General features: G+C 73.1%; 14 protein-coding genes. 7 read left to right on the forward strand and 7 right to left on the reverse strand.

The features are described from left to right. Positions 1 to 102: 102 nt before the first annotated feature. Entirely contained in the window at positions 103 to 1,137 is a 1,035-nt protein-coding gene (locus tag ACFYW8_RS39630; RefSeq protein WP_389090465.1) for an SGNH/GDSL hydrolase family protein, read from the reverse strand. Positions 1,138 to 1,281: 144 nt separating this feature from the next. On the opposite strand from ACFYW8_RS39630, the gene ACFYW8_RS39635 reads away from it, so the two are divergent. Continuing rightward, on the forward strand, positions 1,282 to 2,673 hold the full coding sequence (locus ACFYW8_RS39635) for a cystathionine beta-synthase (protein ID WP_389090468.1): 1,392 nt from the start codon (positions 1,282 to 1,284) through the stop codon (positions 2,671 to 2,673). 600 nt (positions 2,674 to 3,273) lie between these two features. On the opposite strand, the gene ACFYW8_RS39640 is transcribed toward ACFYW8_RS39635, so the two are convergent. Continuing rightward, a complete protein-coding gene (locus tag ACFYW8_RS39640; protein WP_365880581.1) occupies positions 3,274 to 3,711 on the reverse strand; it encodes a hypothetical protein in 438 nt (145 codons plus the stop codon). Between the two features lie 145 nt (positions 3,712 to 3,856). Between ACFYW8_RS39640 and ACFYW8_RS39645 the strand changes: the two genes are divergently transcribed. The 3 genes from ACFYW8_RS39645 (at position 3,857) to ACFYW8_RS39655 (ending at position 7,227) form a co-directional block, all read left to right on the forward strand. Next, positions 3,857 to 5,542 (forward strand): aromatic amino acid ammonia-lyase, encoded by a 1,686-nt coding sequence (locus tag ACFYW8_RS39645; protein WP_389090473.1) that lies wholly within the window; start codon positions 3,857 to 3,859, stop codon positions 5,540 to 5,542. Positions 5,543 to 5,649: 107 nt separating this feature from the next. Then, on the forward strand, positions 5,650 to 6,519 hold the full coding sequence (locus tag ACFYW8_RS39650; RefSeq protein WP_389090639.1) for a MurR/RpiR family transcriptional regulator: 870 nt from the start codon (positions 5,650 to 5,652) through the stop codon (positions 6,517 to 6,519). A 138-nt stretch (positions 6,520 to 6,657) separates the two neighbouring features. Further along, a complete protein-coding gene (locus ACFYW8_RS39655; protein ID WP_389090476.1) occupies positions 6,658 to 7,227 on the forward strand; it encodes a hypothetical protein in 570 nt (189 codons plus the stop codon). 11 nt (positions 7,228 to 7,238) lie between these two features. Here the strand turns inward: ACFYW8_RS39655 and ACFYW8_RS39660 are convergent, their stop codons facing one another. The 5 genes from ACFYW8_RS39660 to ACFYW8_RS39680 form a co-directional block, all read right to left on the reverse strand. Continuing rightward, positions 7,239 to 7,613, reverse strand: coding sequence for a hypothetical protein (locus ACFYW8_RS39660; protein WP_261704015.1), 375 nt, complete (start codon positions 7,611 to 7,613; stop codon positions 7,239 to 7,241). A 14-nt stretch (positions 7,614 to 7,627) separates the two neighbouring features. Then, entirely contained in the window at positions 7,628 to 8,146 is a 519-nt protein-coding gene (locus tag ACFYW8_RS39665; RefSeq protein ID WP_389090481.1) for a roadblock/LC7 domain-containing protein, read from the reverse strand. A gap of 64 nt (positions 8,147 to 8,210) precedes the next feature. Beyond that, positions 8,211 to 9,023, reverse strand: coding sequence for a transcriptional regulator (locus ACFYW8_RS39670; protein WP_389090484.1), 813 nt, complete (start codon positions 9,021 to 9,023; stop codon positions 8,211 to 8,213). Beyond that, positions 9,020 to 9,427: a hypothetical protein gene (locus ACFYW8_RS39675; protein WP_365880589.1), complete on the reverse strand. Its 408-nt coding sequence runs from the start codon at positions 9,425 to 9,427 to the stop codon at positions 9,020 to 9,022. The genes ACFYW8_RS39670 and ACFYW8_RS39675 overlap by 4 nt, the downstream gene beginning before the upstream one ends. A 262-nt stretch (positions 9,428 to 9,689) precedes the next feature. Next, on the reverse strand, positions 9,690 to 11,093 hold the full coding sequence (locus tag ACFYW8_RS39680; protein WP_389090489.1) for a diaminopimelate decarboxylase: 1,404 nt from the start codon (positions 11,091 to 11,093) through the stop codon (positions 9,690 to 9,692). A 374-nt stretch (positions 11,094 to 11,467) separates the two neighbouring features. On the opposite strand from ACFYW8_RS39680, the gene hutU reads away from it, so the two are divergent. Genes hutU through ACFYW8_RS39695 form a run of 3 tightly spaced genes read left to right on the forward strand, consistent with a single transcriptional unit; the run spans position 11,468 to position 15,716 of the window. Beyond that, a complete protein-coding gene (hutU, locus tag ACFYW8_RS39685) occupies positions 11,468 to 13,141 on the forward strand; it encodes a urocanate hydratase (protein ID WP_389090492.1) in 1,674 nt (557 codons plus the stop codon). Next, complete coding sequence (locus ACFYW8_RS39690) at positions 13,138 to 14,361, forward strand: allantoate amidohydrolase (protein ID WP_389090495.1); 1,224 nt, start codon at positions 13,138 to 13,140, stop codon at positions 14,359 to 14,361. Before hutU ends, ACFYW8_RS39690 begins: the two co-directional genes overlap by 4 nt. Beyond that, complete coding sequence (locus tag ACFYW8_RS39695) at positions 14,358 to 15,716, forward strand: formimidoylglutamate deiminase (RefSeq protein WP_389090498.1); 1,359 nt, start codon at positions 14,358 to 14,360, stop codon at positions 15,714 to 15,716. The genes ACFYW8_RS39690 and ACFYW8_RS39695 overlap by 4 nt, the downstream gene beginning before the upstream one ends. The last annotated feature ends 48 nt before the right edge of the window (positions 15,717 to 15,764 follow it).

Genomic DNA, 15,764 nt, shown 5'->3' on the forward strand with positions numbered 1-15,764 from the left:
ATGCTCCGAGACGGCACCTTCTACGAACCCCGCCTCCCCGAAACCACCCCTGCATGACCAGCACGGCCTTGACGAAGGACATAGAGGCACCCCCCCAAAGAGTCAGGGGGACGGGGTCGGGGTCGGGGCCGGGTCTGTTGCGGGGAGGCGTTGGCGGCGGCGGCGTTTGAGGAGGGCCCAGGGCCCCCGGGGGCCGGTGGGAATGGCGGCGGCGACCTCGGTGCCGGGCTCGGAGGCGGCCTCCGCGGCCGCACGGGCGACCGGCAGGAATCCCTCGTTCCGCGAGACGTCCGGACGCTCCTCCTCGGCCGGCCAGAGGCCGAGTGCCGCGCAGACCGTGGGCAGGAGCGCCATGGCCGCGGTGGCGTACCCCTCCGCCGAGGGGTGGTAGTGGTCCGGGCCGAACAGCTCGCGCGGGTTCGCCTCGAACTCCGGGCCCAGCAGGTCGCCGAGCGACACGGTGCGGCCGCCCTGCTCGACCGTCCCGATCGTCTGGGCGGCGGCCAGCTGGCGGGACGCGCGCCGCGCCAGCCAGCGCAGCGGCTGCTGGACCTGCTCGACCGTGCCCAGGTCGGGACAGGTGCCTACGACCACCTCCGCACCGGCCGTGCGCAGCCTGCGTACCGCCGCGGACAGGTGGCGTACGGAGCGCGTCGGCGGCATCCGGTGCGTCACGTCGTTCGCCCCGATCATGATCACGCAGACGTCGGGCAGCCGCGAGGTGTCCGTGAGGGCGAGCGCGACCTGGCGGTCCAGGTCGTCCGACTGGGCGCCGGGCAGCGCCACGTTGCACAGCTCCACCGGCCGCTCGGCCACCGCCGCGAGCCCGGAGGACAGCAGCGCGCCCGGCGTCTGGCGGGCCCGGCGCACCCCCTGTCCCGCGGCCGTCGAGTCGCCGAGCATCGTCAGGCGCAGCGGGGGTTCGTCAGGGGAGGCACCGGCGTAGTCGTACCCGTAGAGACCGTCCGCGCGCGGGGCGTAGGGAGCGTGCCCGTTGCCCACGTGCCGTTTCGCCAGCTGCACCTCGGCCAGCACGAGGCCGACGGCCGCCGCACCCACCAGTCCGACACCGCCCCCGCCGTACGCCGCGCCCGCAGCGATCCGCCGGGCCACCCTCGCCCTCGACAAGCTCGACATCCGTCGCCGCCACCTCCTTGTAGCCGTACAACCACTGCTTGCCCCGAACAGCGGGTGGGCCAATCTCAACGGCGCGTGAACGACTGTTCAGGGCCGTAGGCTGACGGGACCATTCCTGTTGAAAACGCAGCTCCGGAGACAACGGTGCAATTCCACGACTCGATGATCAGTCTCGTCGGCAACACCCCGCTGGTGAGACTCAACAACGTGACCGCGGGCATCCAGGCGACCGTCCTGGCGAAGGTTGAGTACTTCAACCCCGGCGGTTCCGTGAAGGACCGCATCGCCATGCGCATGATCGAGGCCGCGGAGGAGAGCGGCGACCTCAAGCCCGGCGGCACGATCGTCGAGCCGACCAGCGGGAACACCGGTGTCGGGCTCGCCATCGTGGCGCAGCAGAAGGGGTACAAGTGCATCTTCGTGTGCCCCGACAAGGTCTCCACCGACAAGATCAACGTGATGCGCGCGTACGGGGCCGAGGTTGTGGTCTGCCCCACCGCCGTCGACCCCGAGCACCCGGACTCGTACTACAACGTCTCCGACCGGCTGGTCCGGGAGACCCCGGGAGCCTGGAAGCCGGACCAGTACTCCAACCCGAACAACCCCCTCTCGCACTATCACTCGACCGGCCCCGAGCTGTGGGAGCAGACGGAGGGGAAGATCACCCACTTCGTCGCGGGTGTGGGGACCGGCGGCACCATCTCAGGTACCGGCCGGTACCTGAAGGACGCCAGCGACGGAAAGGTGCAGGTCGTCGGCGCCGACCCGGAGGGGTCCGTGTACTCCGGCGGTTCGGGCCGGCCCTACCTCGTCGAGGGCGTCGGTGAGGACTTCTGGCCGACCGCGTACGACCGTACGGTCGCGGACGAGATCGTCGCCGTGTCCGACAAGGACTCCTTCCAGATGACCCGCCGGCTGGCCAAGGAGGAGGGGCTGCTCGTCGGCGGCTCCTGCGGCATGGCCGTGGTCGCCGCACTGCGGGTCGCCGAGCGCCTCGGCCCCGACGACGTCGTGGTCGTGCTGCTCCCCGACAGCGGGCGCGGATACCTCAGCAAGATCTTCAACGACGAGTGGATGGCCGACTACGGCTTCCTGGAGGACACCGGCCCGAGCGCCCGGGTCGCCGACGTGCTGAACGACAAGGCGGGTGCGATCCCCTCGCTCGTCCACATGCACCCGGAGGAGACCGTCGGTGAGGCGATCGAGGTGCTGCGCGAGTACGGCGTCTCGCAGATGCCGATCGTCAAGCCCGGCGCCGGTCACCCGGACGTGATGGCCGCCGAGGTCATCGGGTCGGTCGTGGAGCGTGAGCTCCTCGACGCGCTGTTCACCAAGCGGGCCTCGCTGGAGGACCCGCTGGAGAAGCACATGTCGTCGCCGCTGCCGCAGGTCGGTTCCGGCGAGCCGGTCGCCGACCTGATGTCCGTGCTGGGTCGCGCCGACGCCGCGATCGTGCTCGTCGAGGGCAAGCCCACCGGGGTCGTCAGCCGGCAGGACCTGCTGTCCTTCCTGGCCAAGGGCGGCATCAGGGCGTGACCGCCCGCGTGACCGCCGCGTGACTGCCGGGGCCCGCGGGAAAGCGCGGAGGCCCCGGGCGGCGGTCGGGGTGCGCGCCGGGCGGTGGTCCGGGGCGCACGGGTGGCGGTCAGGGGTCGTGCCGGGCGCACAACGTTCGGTCGTCAGAGGTCGACGCAGGAAATTTGTTCGAAGTGTCGGATCCGTGTGGATCTTCAGGCCCAGGCCGAGGTGAACTTCGCGGAAGTGGTACGAGCGCGTCACGTCCGCGCAGCACCCGCTTAACACGGGTCCGGCACATTAGTGGGTGTCGGCAGGGCGGGAGCGGCTCCCCGCCCCGGCCGACGACAGAACGGCGCCAAGGACCTCCGGAGCGGCTCCCGGACCTCCATGGACGCCTGGACGCGCAAGCCCGGTCCTGACCCGGCCCGCGTCGCTCGCGGGGACCGCCGTCGTCCCGCCCCCCGGTATCGGGGGTGCGGCGGTCCCCGCGCAACACGTCGAAGGGCCCGGCACTCGTCTCGAGTGCCGGGCCCTTTCGTGCGCCGTACGGGCCGCGCGGACGCCCGTTCCCGGTACGGGTGTCCGCGCCGGGCGACGGGCGGGGTTTCGCGGCGGTGCCTAGTCCTCCCAGTCCGACTCCGACCGGCGCCCCCGGCGGCCGAAGAAGCCCGGCGAGATGCGCGCCGCCTGGACCACGTTCACTCCGACGATGCCGGCCCAGGCGACGAGCAGGCCGGGCAGGTGCGCGACTCCGCCACCGATCGCGGACAGCGGGACCGCGAGGACGAGCGAGACGATCCCGAAGCCGAAACGCTCGCCCCAGGAGTCGGACGACTGGGGCGAACGCGCGCCGCGCGCCACCACCATCTGCTGTTCGGCGAGCTGGCGCCGCACCCGGCGGTCCACGGCGCCGTCGAGGCGCTGCTCGACCTTCTCCAGGAACGAGTCGACCAGCGCGGACTCGTACTCGTCGCCGAGTTCCCTGCGCGCGTGCAGGGTGGCGTTGAGTTCCTTCTTCAGTTCCGCGTCGTCATGGCGGGCTTCCATACCGGTCATGCACTTCACGTTAGGCAGCCGAGGGCCGCATGGCACTGGGGATAGCCCCCCTGTCGCGGCTGGGCCGAACCCCCGGCCGGTGCCCCTTGCCCGGTCTGCATATCGTCATGCAGAGTTCTCGGTATCTGAATAGAAGGGTGTGCGCGTGGTGTCGTCCCGGATCCTGGGCACGTCGTGTGCGGTGACGCCTCCGGCGGACGTCGCGCTCGTGGTCCTGGACGGTCGCGGCACCGGCGTCGACGACGTCGTACGGCTCGCCGACGGGGCCGCCCGGCCGGTCCCCGGCACGGATGCCATGAAGCGGGTCGAGGAGTCCTGGTGCGCCGCCCGGCGGATCGCCGCCACCGGCCGCGTCTACGGCCGCTCCACCGGAGTCGGCGCGAACCGGAACGAGGACGTGCCGACCGAGGCCGCCGCCGACCACGGCCTGCGCCTGCTGCGCAGCCATGCCGGCGCCATAGGCGAGGAACTGCCCGCCCGGCAGGTCCGCGCGATGCTCGCCGTCCGCGCGAACCAGCTCCTGGCGGGCGGCGCGGGACTGCGGCCCACCGTCGTGACGGCGCTGTGCGAGGCGCTGGAGAGCGGCGCCCACCCGGTCGTCAACGAGTTCGGCTCGGTCGGCACCGGGGACATCGCCGCCCTGGCCCAGGTGGGCCTGGCCCTCGCGGGGGAGCACCCGTGGAGGGGGCCGGACGGTTCGCTCGCGCGGTCCGGCGGGGTGGAAGCGGACAGGGCGGCCGTCGGGGCCCCGAGCGCCCGGGGCCCACGGGCGGGGGAGTGGTCCCGGCGGGGTGCGGACGGCTCGGTGGCGCCGGGCGGTGGGGGACCGGGTGGTACGCGGACCCGCCGGGGTGCGGCGCCCGAGCCGCAGGCGCTCGACAACAACGACGCGCTCGCGTTCATCAGCAGCAACGCGCTCACCCTCGGGCAGGCCGCGCTCGCGCTGCACGAACTGCGCGGGCTGATCGGTGCCACGCAGGTCGTCGCGGCCCTGTCGCTGCTGGCGGTCGACGGGTCCCACGAGGCGTACGCGGCGCCCGTGCACGCCGCCCGGCCGCACCGAGGGTCCGTCGAAGTGGCGCGCCGGATGCGGGAGTTGATCGGCGCCGCGGACCGGCCCACAGCACCGCTCGGGCGGATCCAGGACCCGTACGGCTTCCGCTGCCTCCCGCAGATCCACGGCCCGGCGCACGACGCGGCGGACGCGCTGGAGGCGGTCCTCGCGGTGGAGATCAACGCCGCCGCGGAAAACCCCCTCATCTCGCCCGAGGACATGGCCGCCTATCACCACGGCGGCTTCTACCAAGCCCAACTCGGCCTCGCGCTGGACCACTTCAGGCTCGCCGTCACCCAGGTGGCGCGGCTGTCCACCTCCCGCCTGTCCACCCTCAACGAACCCGCCTACACCCGGCTGCGCCCCTTCCTCGCCGACCACGAACCGGCGTCCTCCGGCGTGATGATCCTGGAGTACGCCGCCGGTGCCGCACTCGGTGACCTGCGGGCCTTCTCCGCGCCCGCCTCGCTCGGCCACGCTGTACTCTCCCGGGGCGTCGAGGAACAGGCGAGCTTCGCCTCGCTCGCCGCACGCCAGACGCTGCGGGCGTGCGGTGCGTACCGTCTCGTCGTCGGCTGCGAACTGGTCGCCGCGGTACGCGCGCTGCGCCAGCGCGATCTGCGGCCCGACCCGGAGCTGCCGGCCGGGCGCGCACTGGAACTTGCCGAGGCGGTGCTCGACGCGGAGCAGGCCGACCGGCCGCTCACGGACGATGTGACGGCGGCCGCCGCACTGCTCGACCGGTTCACGGACATCTGGAGGGGAAGCACGTCATGAGCACGGGCAGCGACAGGGCCGGGGGCAGCCACCGGAACGGGCACGGCGACAGGAACGGGGACGGCGAGGTGACAGGGAGCGGCGAGGTGACGGAGAACGGCGAGGTGATGGAGAACGGCGGCGTGGAGAGCGACGCGGGTGTGAGCGACAGTCCCGCCGGGCGGCTCCAGGCCCTCTTCGAGGGGCGCCGGCTCACGCCGACCCAGCGGCGCATCGCCCACAGCATGGTGCGGCGCGCGGCCGACGTTCCGTTCCTGTCCAGCGTCGAACTCGCCGAACTCGCCGGCGTCAGCCAGCCCTCGGTCACCCGCTTCGCGGTCGCCCTGGGCTTCGACGGCTACCCCGCGCTGCGCAAGCACCTGCGCGAGGTCGCGCCCGCCGAACCGGTCACCGACACCACCTCCTACAACGAGTACCAGCAGGCCGTCGAGGCCGAGATCGAGAACCTGCGCCACCTCGCCGCGGTGCTCGCCGATCCGCGCCCGGTCGCGAGGGCGGGGCGCCTGCTGGCCGCGTCCCGTCCGCTGCCCGTCCTCGGGCTGCGCGCCGCCGCCTCCCAGGCCTACGGCTTCGCCTACTTCGCCGCCAAGGTGCACCCCGACGTACGGCTGCTGCACGAGGGCGGCACGATGCTCCAGGACCGCATCGACGCCGCCGTCCGGGCCGGGGCGACGGCCCTGCTGTGCTTCGCGCTGCCCCGGCACCCGCGGGAGGTCGTCGACGCCCTCGGCCACGCGAAGGAGGCCGGGCTGACCGTCGTCACGGTCGCGGACTCCGCGTTCGCGCCGGTGGCGAAGGTGTCCGACCTGCTGCTCCCCGCCGCCGTCGGCACCGGTCTCGCCTTCGACACGGCGTGCGCGCCGATGCTGCTGGGCCGCGTTCTGCTGGAGGCCATGTGCGACGACCTGCCGGACGCGCAGGCGCGGTTGGAGCAGTTCGACGCGCGGGCAGCGGTGCGGGGACTGTTCGTCGAGTAGGCGCCGCAGCATCAATTCGGGCGTTTCTCAGACTCGTCTCACCTTCCGTGGCTAGCCTGCGCGCCCAGAGACACACGGGCGCGGCGGCGGTCGGCGACGTACCCGTGGGCGGGCAGGCGCTGAGACGGGAGGCAGATGATGGCGCGCGGAGGACAGGGATTGGCCCGGATGGCCGTCGTGGTGCGGGCGGGAGCCGCACCGTTGTGGTGGTGCGGGGTGGTGGCCGCCGCAATCGGGGTGGTGTTCCCCGGACTGACGGGGCGCAGGATCGGCGTCATGGCGGGGGCCGCGCTGTTTCTCGTCGCGGCGGCCGTGGTGCCGTACTGGCGAGGGAAGCGGTACGCCGCCCTGGTCCGCTCCGCCGCCCGGGCCGGTAAGCACGACGTGCTCCAGGACCGTGCCGTGACCGTGCGCAACTGGCGCCGGGGCCACCGCTGGTGGCTGCTCCTCGCCTTCGCGGCCGCGCTGGGCAGCTCGCTCGCCGTGCCCGCCGCGGGCGGCATGCTCCTCGCCGGCGCGGGCGTCGGACTGTGGCTGAAGGCCGGCCGGCTCGGGCGTCTGGAGCGGGCCGAGCAGGCGCTGATCTGGGTGCGGGTGGACTGGCTCGGGCCGCGCGCCGGTGCCCCCGTGGGCAAGCCGGTCCGGGCCGTCCGGGCCACCGGAGTGGCGGCGGGCGACGCCGCGCCCGGCGGGGCGCGACGTCGCTGAGCGGAACGGAACTAAACCTCCAGGTCGGTCTCGATCCGCTTGAGCTGGTGCCGGGCCATCGCCAGGTTGGCCCGCTTCTGGTCGAGCACCAGGTACAGGAACAGACCGTTCCCGCCGCGGCCCTTCATCAGCCTGATCAGGTGGTACTGGTCGGAGAGCGTGATCAGGATGTCCTCGATATCGCCCTTCAGGCCCAGGTGCTCCATGGTGCGGAGTTTGGCGCGGACGACGTCCGTGTTGCCGGCGGCCGCGACGGTGAGGTCGAAGCTCTTGCTGCCACCGATCGTGCCCAGCGCCATTCCGCTGGTGTAGTCGACGAGGGCGGCTCCGGTCGCGCCCTCGATGGACGCCAGTGCCTCTTTGAGCGCGGTCTCGGTGTTCGTCATGATGCTGTGCTCCTTCAACTCTCTGATGTTCTCGGGTGGTTGGTGGCTGGGGTAGAAGTGGGGCGCGCGGCGGTCGTGCCGCGCGCCGTGCGAGTGCGCGACGTGCCCGGCGAGGGCTTCGCGGACGTCTTGGGCGGGTCGGCGGCCAGCTCGCCGCGCGCGGTGGCGGCGTCGACGAGCTCCCCGATCCGGGTGCCGGAACGCCGCCCCTCCAGGTGCAGCCGGCCGACGTTGACCCGGTCCTGTGCCAGCAGCGTCAGGACGGCCGAGCCGCCTGCCGCGTAGGTCGCCACATAGCCGTGCACGCCGCGGACCAGCAGCTCACGCAGGTCGCCGTGCCCGGTGGCCTCGGCCATCCGAATGGCGACCCCGAGCGCGGCTGCGGTGAGCGCGGCCAGGCCGTCCGGCTCCACACCGGGCGTGTCGTGGGCGAGGACGAGACCGTCGGCGCTGGCCGCGAGCGCTCCGGTCAGCTGGGGCACGCGGGCCCTCAACCGATGGAGTTCGTCGAGGACTTCGGGTTCCGCCGCCATCAGCAGTCTCCTCTCGGCACGCTGTCGTAGCGCGCGGATCACAAGGCCTCCCGCGGGTTGGGACTCACAAGGCCTCCAGCGCGTCTCTGAGTCGTCGCAGCAACGCGACGTCGGGATCGGTGGAGGTCTGGGTGAGCACGCTGGGCGGGGGGAGCGGCTGCGGTGCCGGAGCGGCCGTCACGAGTCCGGCGGCGGCGAGTCGGCGCAGGTCGACGAGCGTGTGGAAGGCGGGCCGCCCCAGCGCGAGGGACACGTCCGCCGCCGTGCGGACGCCGTCCACCCGGCCGAGGACGGCCTCCTGGCGCAGCGGCACCGTCGGCCCCGCGGCGAGCAGGGCGCGCCGGATCGGCGCGGTGTCGGTCGCCGGGTCGGGCCATATGCGGTGCAGCAGTTCGCGCCGGCGCACCGTCTCGCGCTCCAGCGCGGCCACGGGGACGGGGCGGAGCGGGCCGAACCAGTGCGCGGCGCCGTAGCGGAAGCGGCTCGGGGTGCTGCTCGGGCCGAGTACGAAGTACGCCGCGTCGTACAGGGAGCCGAGGTGGCACAGTTCCAGCGCGCCCTCCGCGATCCACCCGCTGTCGATGAGGAACCGGCCGACCCGGCGGCGCGCCCCGGCCGCGGCGACCGCTTCTTGCCACACTTCGGCGTCCAGCACGCCACGGACGGAGAACAGCACGTCGAGCCCGGGAGTGGCCGGGCTCTCGGCGTGCACGACCTCGCCGTCGGCGAGATAGAGGGTGCCGCGCTCGCGGATGAGGACGCCGGTGGCCCGCTCCTCGGCGAGTCGGCCGAGCATCGGCGAGGCGCCGGCCGCGGCGCCCGGCGCCCTGTCCCGCACCGGGAGCCGGGGCGGAGGAGGTGTCCTGACGGTGGTCATACGAGCACCAGCCGTCCGGCCATCTCGCCGAGCCGGATACGTGCCAGGGCGAGATTGCCGTCCGAGCGGCCCAGCCACAGGTGCAGGAACACGCTGCTGTCGAAGGTGGTGCGGACGAAACGCAGGACGTGGTAGCTGTCGCGGTTGCTGATGATCAGGTCTTCGATCGGGGTCTCCTGGTCGGACCACTCGGACCAGTCGGAGCCGCCCTTGGGGGCGAACGAGCGGTTCTCCGCGGCGAGCCGGGCCAGCTCGGCGGCCTCCGCCGCGGTCGTCTCGTGGTCGTCGCCCGGCGCGTCGCCCACCGTGCCCAGGGCCAGGCCGCTGGTCCAGTCGACCACCGAGGCACCCCGCGCACCGGGCAGTGTCATGGCTTCCAGCAGGCACTCGTCGATTCCGGGCACCGTGTCTCCCCTCCCGCCAAAGGGTTCGGCCGAGTGACGCCGAAGTTACGCACTGTGTGCACGGGAAGGGAGTGATCGGGCATTTTCCTGTGGAACATGCCCACGATGACTAAGGTGGGTCAACTGACCACATTCTCCGGCGCATCGACAGCGCCCGTGGCCGGTTTGTGCTGCCCTGGGGGGTGTGACAGAGGCGCTCGCGGGTGCGATGAGGCGCACGCAGTGTCGCGTGCGCCCCGAAGCCTGACGGGGACGGCGGCGGCTACAGCGCGATGAGCGACGGGCCGTGCGCGCCGCCCGACTCCGCGACGATCTCGTCCAGGGTCTGCGGCTCCCGTACGACCGCGAAACGCACGCCGCCCGCGCCTCCCCTGCCGTCGTCGCCGGCCGGTGCGAAGCCGTAGACGCCGGGACGGGCAAGGGAGTTGTACGCGTAGTGGTGGGCGAAAAAGTACGCTCCGGTGTCCAGGGCGGCCACGTGGTCGCCCTGTTCGAGCAGCGGCAGCGCGCGGCCCTCCGCCAGCAGATCGCCCGCGAAGCAGGCGGGGCCCGCGACGTCCTGGACGACGTCCGGCCCGGTCCTCGGCCGGCCCTTCGCGTCGTACGCGGCGATCCGCAGCGGCCAGGCCGTCGGCGCGTACACCGTACGGGTCGCCACCTGCACCCCGGCATGGGTGACCGCGACCGCCCGGCCCCCGGCGGACTTCGTGTACTCGACCCGCGCCAGTACCGTCCCGTGCTTGGCGAGCAGTGACCGTCCGAACTCCGTGACCAGCCCGTACCGTCCGTCGAACAGTCCCGGCACCATCTCGGCGAGCAGCCGCGCGTACCGCTCGTACGTCGGTGCCGTCGCGTCGGAGCCGAAGTCGACCGGCAGCCCGCCGCCGATGTCGATCGTGTCGACCTGCCGCCGCCCGACGTGCCGGTTGATCTCCTCCGCCAGCGCGTACGTCTCCGCCACGCCCCGCGCCATCAGGGAGAGCGGCATGCCCTGTGAGCCCGAGTGTGCGTGCAGCCGGGTCAGCCAGGGGCGGTCGGCGTACGCCCGCACGATCCACGCGCGGGCCCCCTCGTCCCGCAGCGCCACCCCGAACTTGGAGGTCGCCGTAGCCGTGGACAGCGCCTCGATCGAACCCCCGCCGATCTGCGGGTTCACCCGGAGTCCGACGGGGGAGCCGGTGGCCGCCGAGCGGACGATCGCCTCGATGCGGCCCAGCTCCTGCGGGCTGTCCGCGTTCACCGCGACGCCCAGTGCCAGCGCCTCGCGCAGTTCGGCGAGTGTCTTGGCCGGTGAGTCGAGCACGGTCCGGGTGGGCGGGATTCCGGCCGCGCGGGCGAGCGCGAGCTCTCCGGGGCTCGCCACCTCCGCACCGATGCCCTGTTCGCGCAGCAGCCGCAGTACGGGCACGAGGGGCGTCGCCTTCACCGCGAAGGCGTGCAGCACGGGAGTGCCGGGAGCGGTCACCGCGTCGAAGGCGGCGCGCAGCGCGGCGGCCGAGGCCCGGATGCCGGGGACGTCCAGGAGCGCGACGATGGGGTGGTCCGGGGTGAGGAGGCCCTGTTCCACGGCGGCACGCACGGCGTGGTCCCGCCGGGAGACCCGCTCGAAGTCCGGCTCGGGTTCGGACCCCGGTTCGGGGTCCGGCGCGCTCCCATGTCTGCCCATGCCGCTGCCCTCGCCCTCGCCCTCGTCCGCGGTCCGGTCCCGGTCCTGGCCCGCTGTCCGGTCCCGGTCCCGGCCTGGTGGCCGGCCTGGTGGCCGGCCACCGTCCGCCGTTCCGCCGTCGCCCGTTCCCCCGACCGCGTTCACCGTCGTGCCGCCCGAAGGTGTCCTCGAAGCCCCTGGCGACGGAACGGACGGAATCGCGGCCCCACTCGTCCCGTCTCCCGCCGGATCTCCTGCCCTGTCCATGTCTGCGCCCATGCGTCCCAGCCAAACATCAGTGAGAAGCGCGTGCGGGGCCGTGCGCCTCTTGACTAGCTCTATTCAAAGAGCGAAGATGTGAATATCTATAGCAACAGTTCGCTAGGAGGCAGACCATGTCAGGACCCCGCCCCGTCCGAGCGCCGCGCGGTACGGAACTGAGCGCCCTGGGATGGCAGCAGGAAGCCGCCCTGCGGATGCTGCAGAACAACCTCGACCCCGAGGTCGCCGAGCACCCCGACAAGCTCGTCGTCTACGGCGGCACCGGCAAGGCCGCCCGCGACTGGCGTTCCTTCGACGCCATGGTCCGCACGCTGCGCACGCTCAAGCAGGACGAGACGATGCTCGTCCAGTCCGGCCGCCCCGTCGGCGTCATGCAGACCCACGAGTGGGCCCCGCGCGTCCTCATCGCCAACTCCAACCTGGTCGGCGACTGGGCCAACTGGGAGGAGTTCCGGCGCCTGGAGCAGCTCGGCCTCACCATGTACGGCCAGATGACCGCCGGCTCCTGGATCTACATCGGCACCCAGGGCATCCTCCAGGGCACCTACGAGACCTTCTCCGCCGTCGCCGCGAAGAAGTTCGGCGGCACCCTCGCCGGCACCATCACGCTGACCGCCGGCCTCGGCGGCATGGGCGGCGCCCAGCCGCTCGCCGTGACGATGAACGACGGCGTCGCGATCTGCATCGACGTGGACCCGCGCGCCATCGAGCGCCGCATCGAGCACCGCTACCTGGACGTGCGCGCCGACTCCCTGGAGCACGCGCTCCAGCTCGCCGTCGAGGCCCGCGACCAGCGCAAGCCGCTCTCCATCGGCCTGCTCGGCAACGCGGCGGAGCTGCTTCCCCGCATGCTCGCCGAGGGCGCCCCCATCGACATCGTGACCGACCAGACCTCGGCCCACGACCCGCTCGCCTACCTCCCCGTCGGCGTGGACTTCGACGACATGGCCGACGCGGCCGCCAAGGACCCGGCGGGCTTCACCACCCGCGCCCGCGAGTCCATGGCGAAGCACGTCGAGGCCATGGTCGGCTTCATGGACGCCGGTGCCGAGGTCTTCGACTACGGCAACTCCATCCGCGGCGAGGCCCAGCTCGCCGGTTACGACCGCGCCTTCGCCTTCCCCGGCTTCGTCCCCGCCTACATCCGCCCGCTCTTCTCCGAGGGCAAGGGCCCCTTCCGCTGGGCGGCCCTGTCCGGCGAGGCCTCCGACATCCACAAGACCGACAAGGCGATCCTCGACCTCTTCCCCGAGAACGAGTCCCTGCACCGCTGGATCAAGCTGGCCGGCGAGCGCGTCCACTTCCAGGGCCTGCCCGCCCGTATCTGCTGGCTCGGCTACGGCGAGCGGGACAAGGCCGGCGAGCGCTTCAACGACATGGTGGCCTCCGGCGAACTCGCCGCGCCCCTCGCCATCGGCCGCGACCACCTCGACTGCGGCTCCGTCGCCTCCCCGTACCGCGAGACCGAGGCCATGCTCGACGGCTCCGACGCGATCGCCGACTGGCCGCTGCTCAACGCCATGGTGAACGTCGCCTCCGGCGCCTCCTGGGTCTCCATCCACCACGGCGGCGGCGTCGGCATGGGCCGCTCCATCCACGCGGGCCAGGTCTCCGTCGCCGACGGCACCAAGCTCGCCGGCGAGAAGATCCGCCGCGTCCTGACGAACGACCCCGGCATGGGCGTCATCCGTCACGTCGACGCCGGCTACGACATCGCCGAGTCCGTCGCGGACGAGCGCGGTGTGCGCATCCCGATGCGCGAAGGCGACGAGGGCGGCACCGCGTGACGTTCCACAGCATGTGGGCGGAGCTGCTGCCGATCGGCCGCAGCTCCGCCTCCGGCGGCTACCGCCGGTTCGCCTGGACCGGGGCCGACACCGAATGCCGGGCCTGGTTCCGGCAGCAGGCAGAGTCCCGCGGGCTCACCTACGAGCTCGACCGCAACGGCAACCAGTGGGCCTGGCTCGGCGACCCCATGGCGGGGGACGCCGTGGTCACCGGGTCCCACCTGGACTCCGTGCCCGACGGCGGAGCCTTCGACGGTCCCCTCGGTGTCGTCTCCTCCTTCGCCGCGCTCGACGAACTCCGCTCCCGCGGCGTGGAGTTCACCAAGCCCCTCGCCATCGTCAACTTCGGTGACGAGGAGGGCGCACGGTTCGGCCTCGCCTGCGTCGGCTCCCGGCTGGCCGCCGGCCGGCTCACCGTCGAGCAGGCGCACCTCCTGACCGACGCCGACGGCATCACCCTGCCGCAGGCCATGGAGCGCGCCGGGTACGACGCCGGCACCATCGGCCCCGACCCCGAGCGGCTCGGCCGGATCGGCGCCTTCGTCGAACTGCACGTCGAGCAGGGCCGCGCCCTCGACATCGGCGGCGACCAGGTCGGCATCGCCAGCGCCATCTGGCCGCACGGCCGCTGGCGCTTCGACTTCCGGGGCGAGGCCAACCACGCCGGCACGACCCGGCTCGTGGACCGCCACGACCCGATGCTGCCGTACGCAGAGACCGTCCTCGCCGCCCGCCGCGAGGCCCGGCTCGCGGGCGCCGTCGCCACGTTCGGCAAGATCGCGGTCGAGCCGAACGGCGTGAACGCCATCCCCTCCCTCGTGCGCGGCTGGCTCGACTCCCGCGCCGCCGACCAGGCGACCCTCGACACGGTCGTCACCGGCGTCGAGAAGGCGGCCCGCGAGTACGCGGACGCGCAGGGCGTCGAACTCGACGTGGTCCGCGAGTCGTTCACCCCCGTCGTCGAGTTCGAGCACGCCCTGCGTGACGAACTCGCCCGCATCCTGGGCAAGGAGCGGGACGCCGTACTGAGCGTCCCCGTTCTGGGGACGGGTGCCGGACACGACGCCGGAATCCTCTCCGGCACCGTCCCGACCGCCATGCTGTTCGTACGCAACCCCACGGGCGTCTCGCACTCCCCGGCCGAGTACGCCGCCGAGGACGACTGCGTGGCCGGGGTGACCGCACTCGCCGACGTACTCGAAGGGCTGGCCTGCAGGTGACGCAGACGTACTGGCTGGAACACGCCTGGCTCGACACGAACGTCGAGCCGGGCGTCGCCGTGACCGTGTCGACCGGCGGCTCCGAAGCCGGGGCGCGGGGCCGCGTCACCGACGTCCGCACGGGCGTCGACACCCCGCCGCCGGGCGCCGAGATCCTCCGCGGACTCACCCTCCCGGGCCTCGCCAACGCCCACTCGCACGCCTTCCACCGCGCCCTGCGCGGCACCGTCCAGGTCGGCTCCGGCACCTTCTGGACCTGGCGCGAGCTCATGTACTCCTTCGCGGACCGGCTGACCCCGGAGACCTACCACGCGCTGGCCCGCGCGGTGTACGCGGAGATGGCGATGGCCGGAGTCACCGCCGTGGGCGAGTTCCACTACGTGCACCACGCCCACGACGGCACCCCCTACGCCGACCCCAACGCCATGGGCGAGGCACTCATCGCCGCCGCCGACGACGCCGGGATCCGCATCACCCTGCTCGACACGGCCTACCTCTCCTCCGGCTTCGGGCAGCCGCCCAACCCGCACCAGCGGCGCTTCTCCGACGGCACCGCCGACGCCTGGGCGGAACGCTCTTCACTTCTCAAGGACCGGGATCACGCACGGATCGGTGCGGCGATCCACTCCGTACGGGCCGTGCCCGCCGGACAGCTCGCCACGGTCGCGCGCTGGGCCGAGGAGCGGCGCGCCCCGCTCCATGTGCACCTGTCCGAGCAGACGGCGGAGAACGAGGCCTGCCTCGCCGCCCACGGCTGCACGCCCACCCGGCTGCTCGCCGACCACGGGGTCCTCGGCCCGCGCACCACCGGCGTCCACAACACGCACCTCACGGACGAGGACATCGCCCTGCTCGGCGGCTCCGGCACCGGCACCTGCATGTGCCCGACCACCGAACGCGACCTCGCCGACGGCATCGGCCCCGCCGTCGCCCTCCAGCGCGCGGGCTCACCCCTCTCGCTCGGCTCCGACAGCCACGCCGTCATCGACCTCCTCGAAGAGGCCCGCGCGATGGAGCTGAACGAGCGGCTGCGCACCCGCACCCGCGGTCACTGGACGGCCGCCGCCCTGCTGCGCGCCGCCTCCGCCGACGGCCACGCCGCCCTCGGCTGGGACGACGCGGGCAGCATCGAGACGGGCGCGCTCGCCGACTTCACGACGATCGCCCTCGACTCGGTCAGAACAGCGGGGCCGGTGCCACGCCTCGGCGCCGAGACGGCCGTATTCGCGGCCACGGCCGCCGATGTCCGGCACACGGTCGTGGCGGGCAGGCACGTCGTACGCGACGGCGCGCACACCCTCGTACCGGATGTGCCGGCAGCTCTCGCGGACGCCGTCCAAGCCCTGCGCTCCTGACCCCCGGACACGGGCGCGACCTCGCGCGCCCGACGCCGCCCACCAGCA

The sequence above is a fragment of the Streptomyces sp. NPDC002742 genome (assembly GCF_042888885.1).
In the GTDB taxonomy this organism is placed as follows: Bacteria; Actinomycetota; Actinomycetes; order Streptomycetales; family Streptomycetaceae; genus Streptomyces.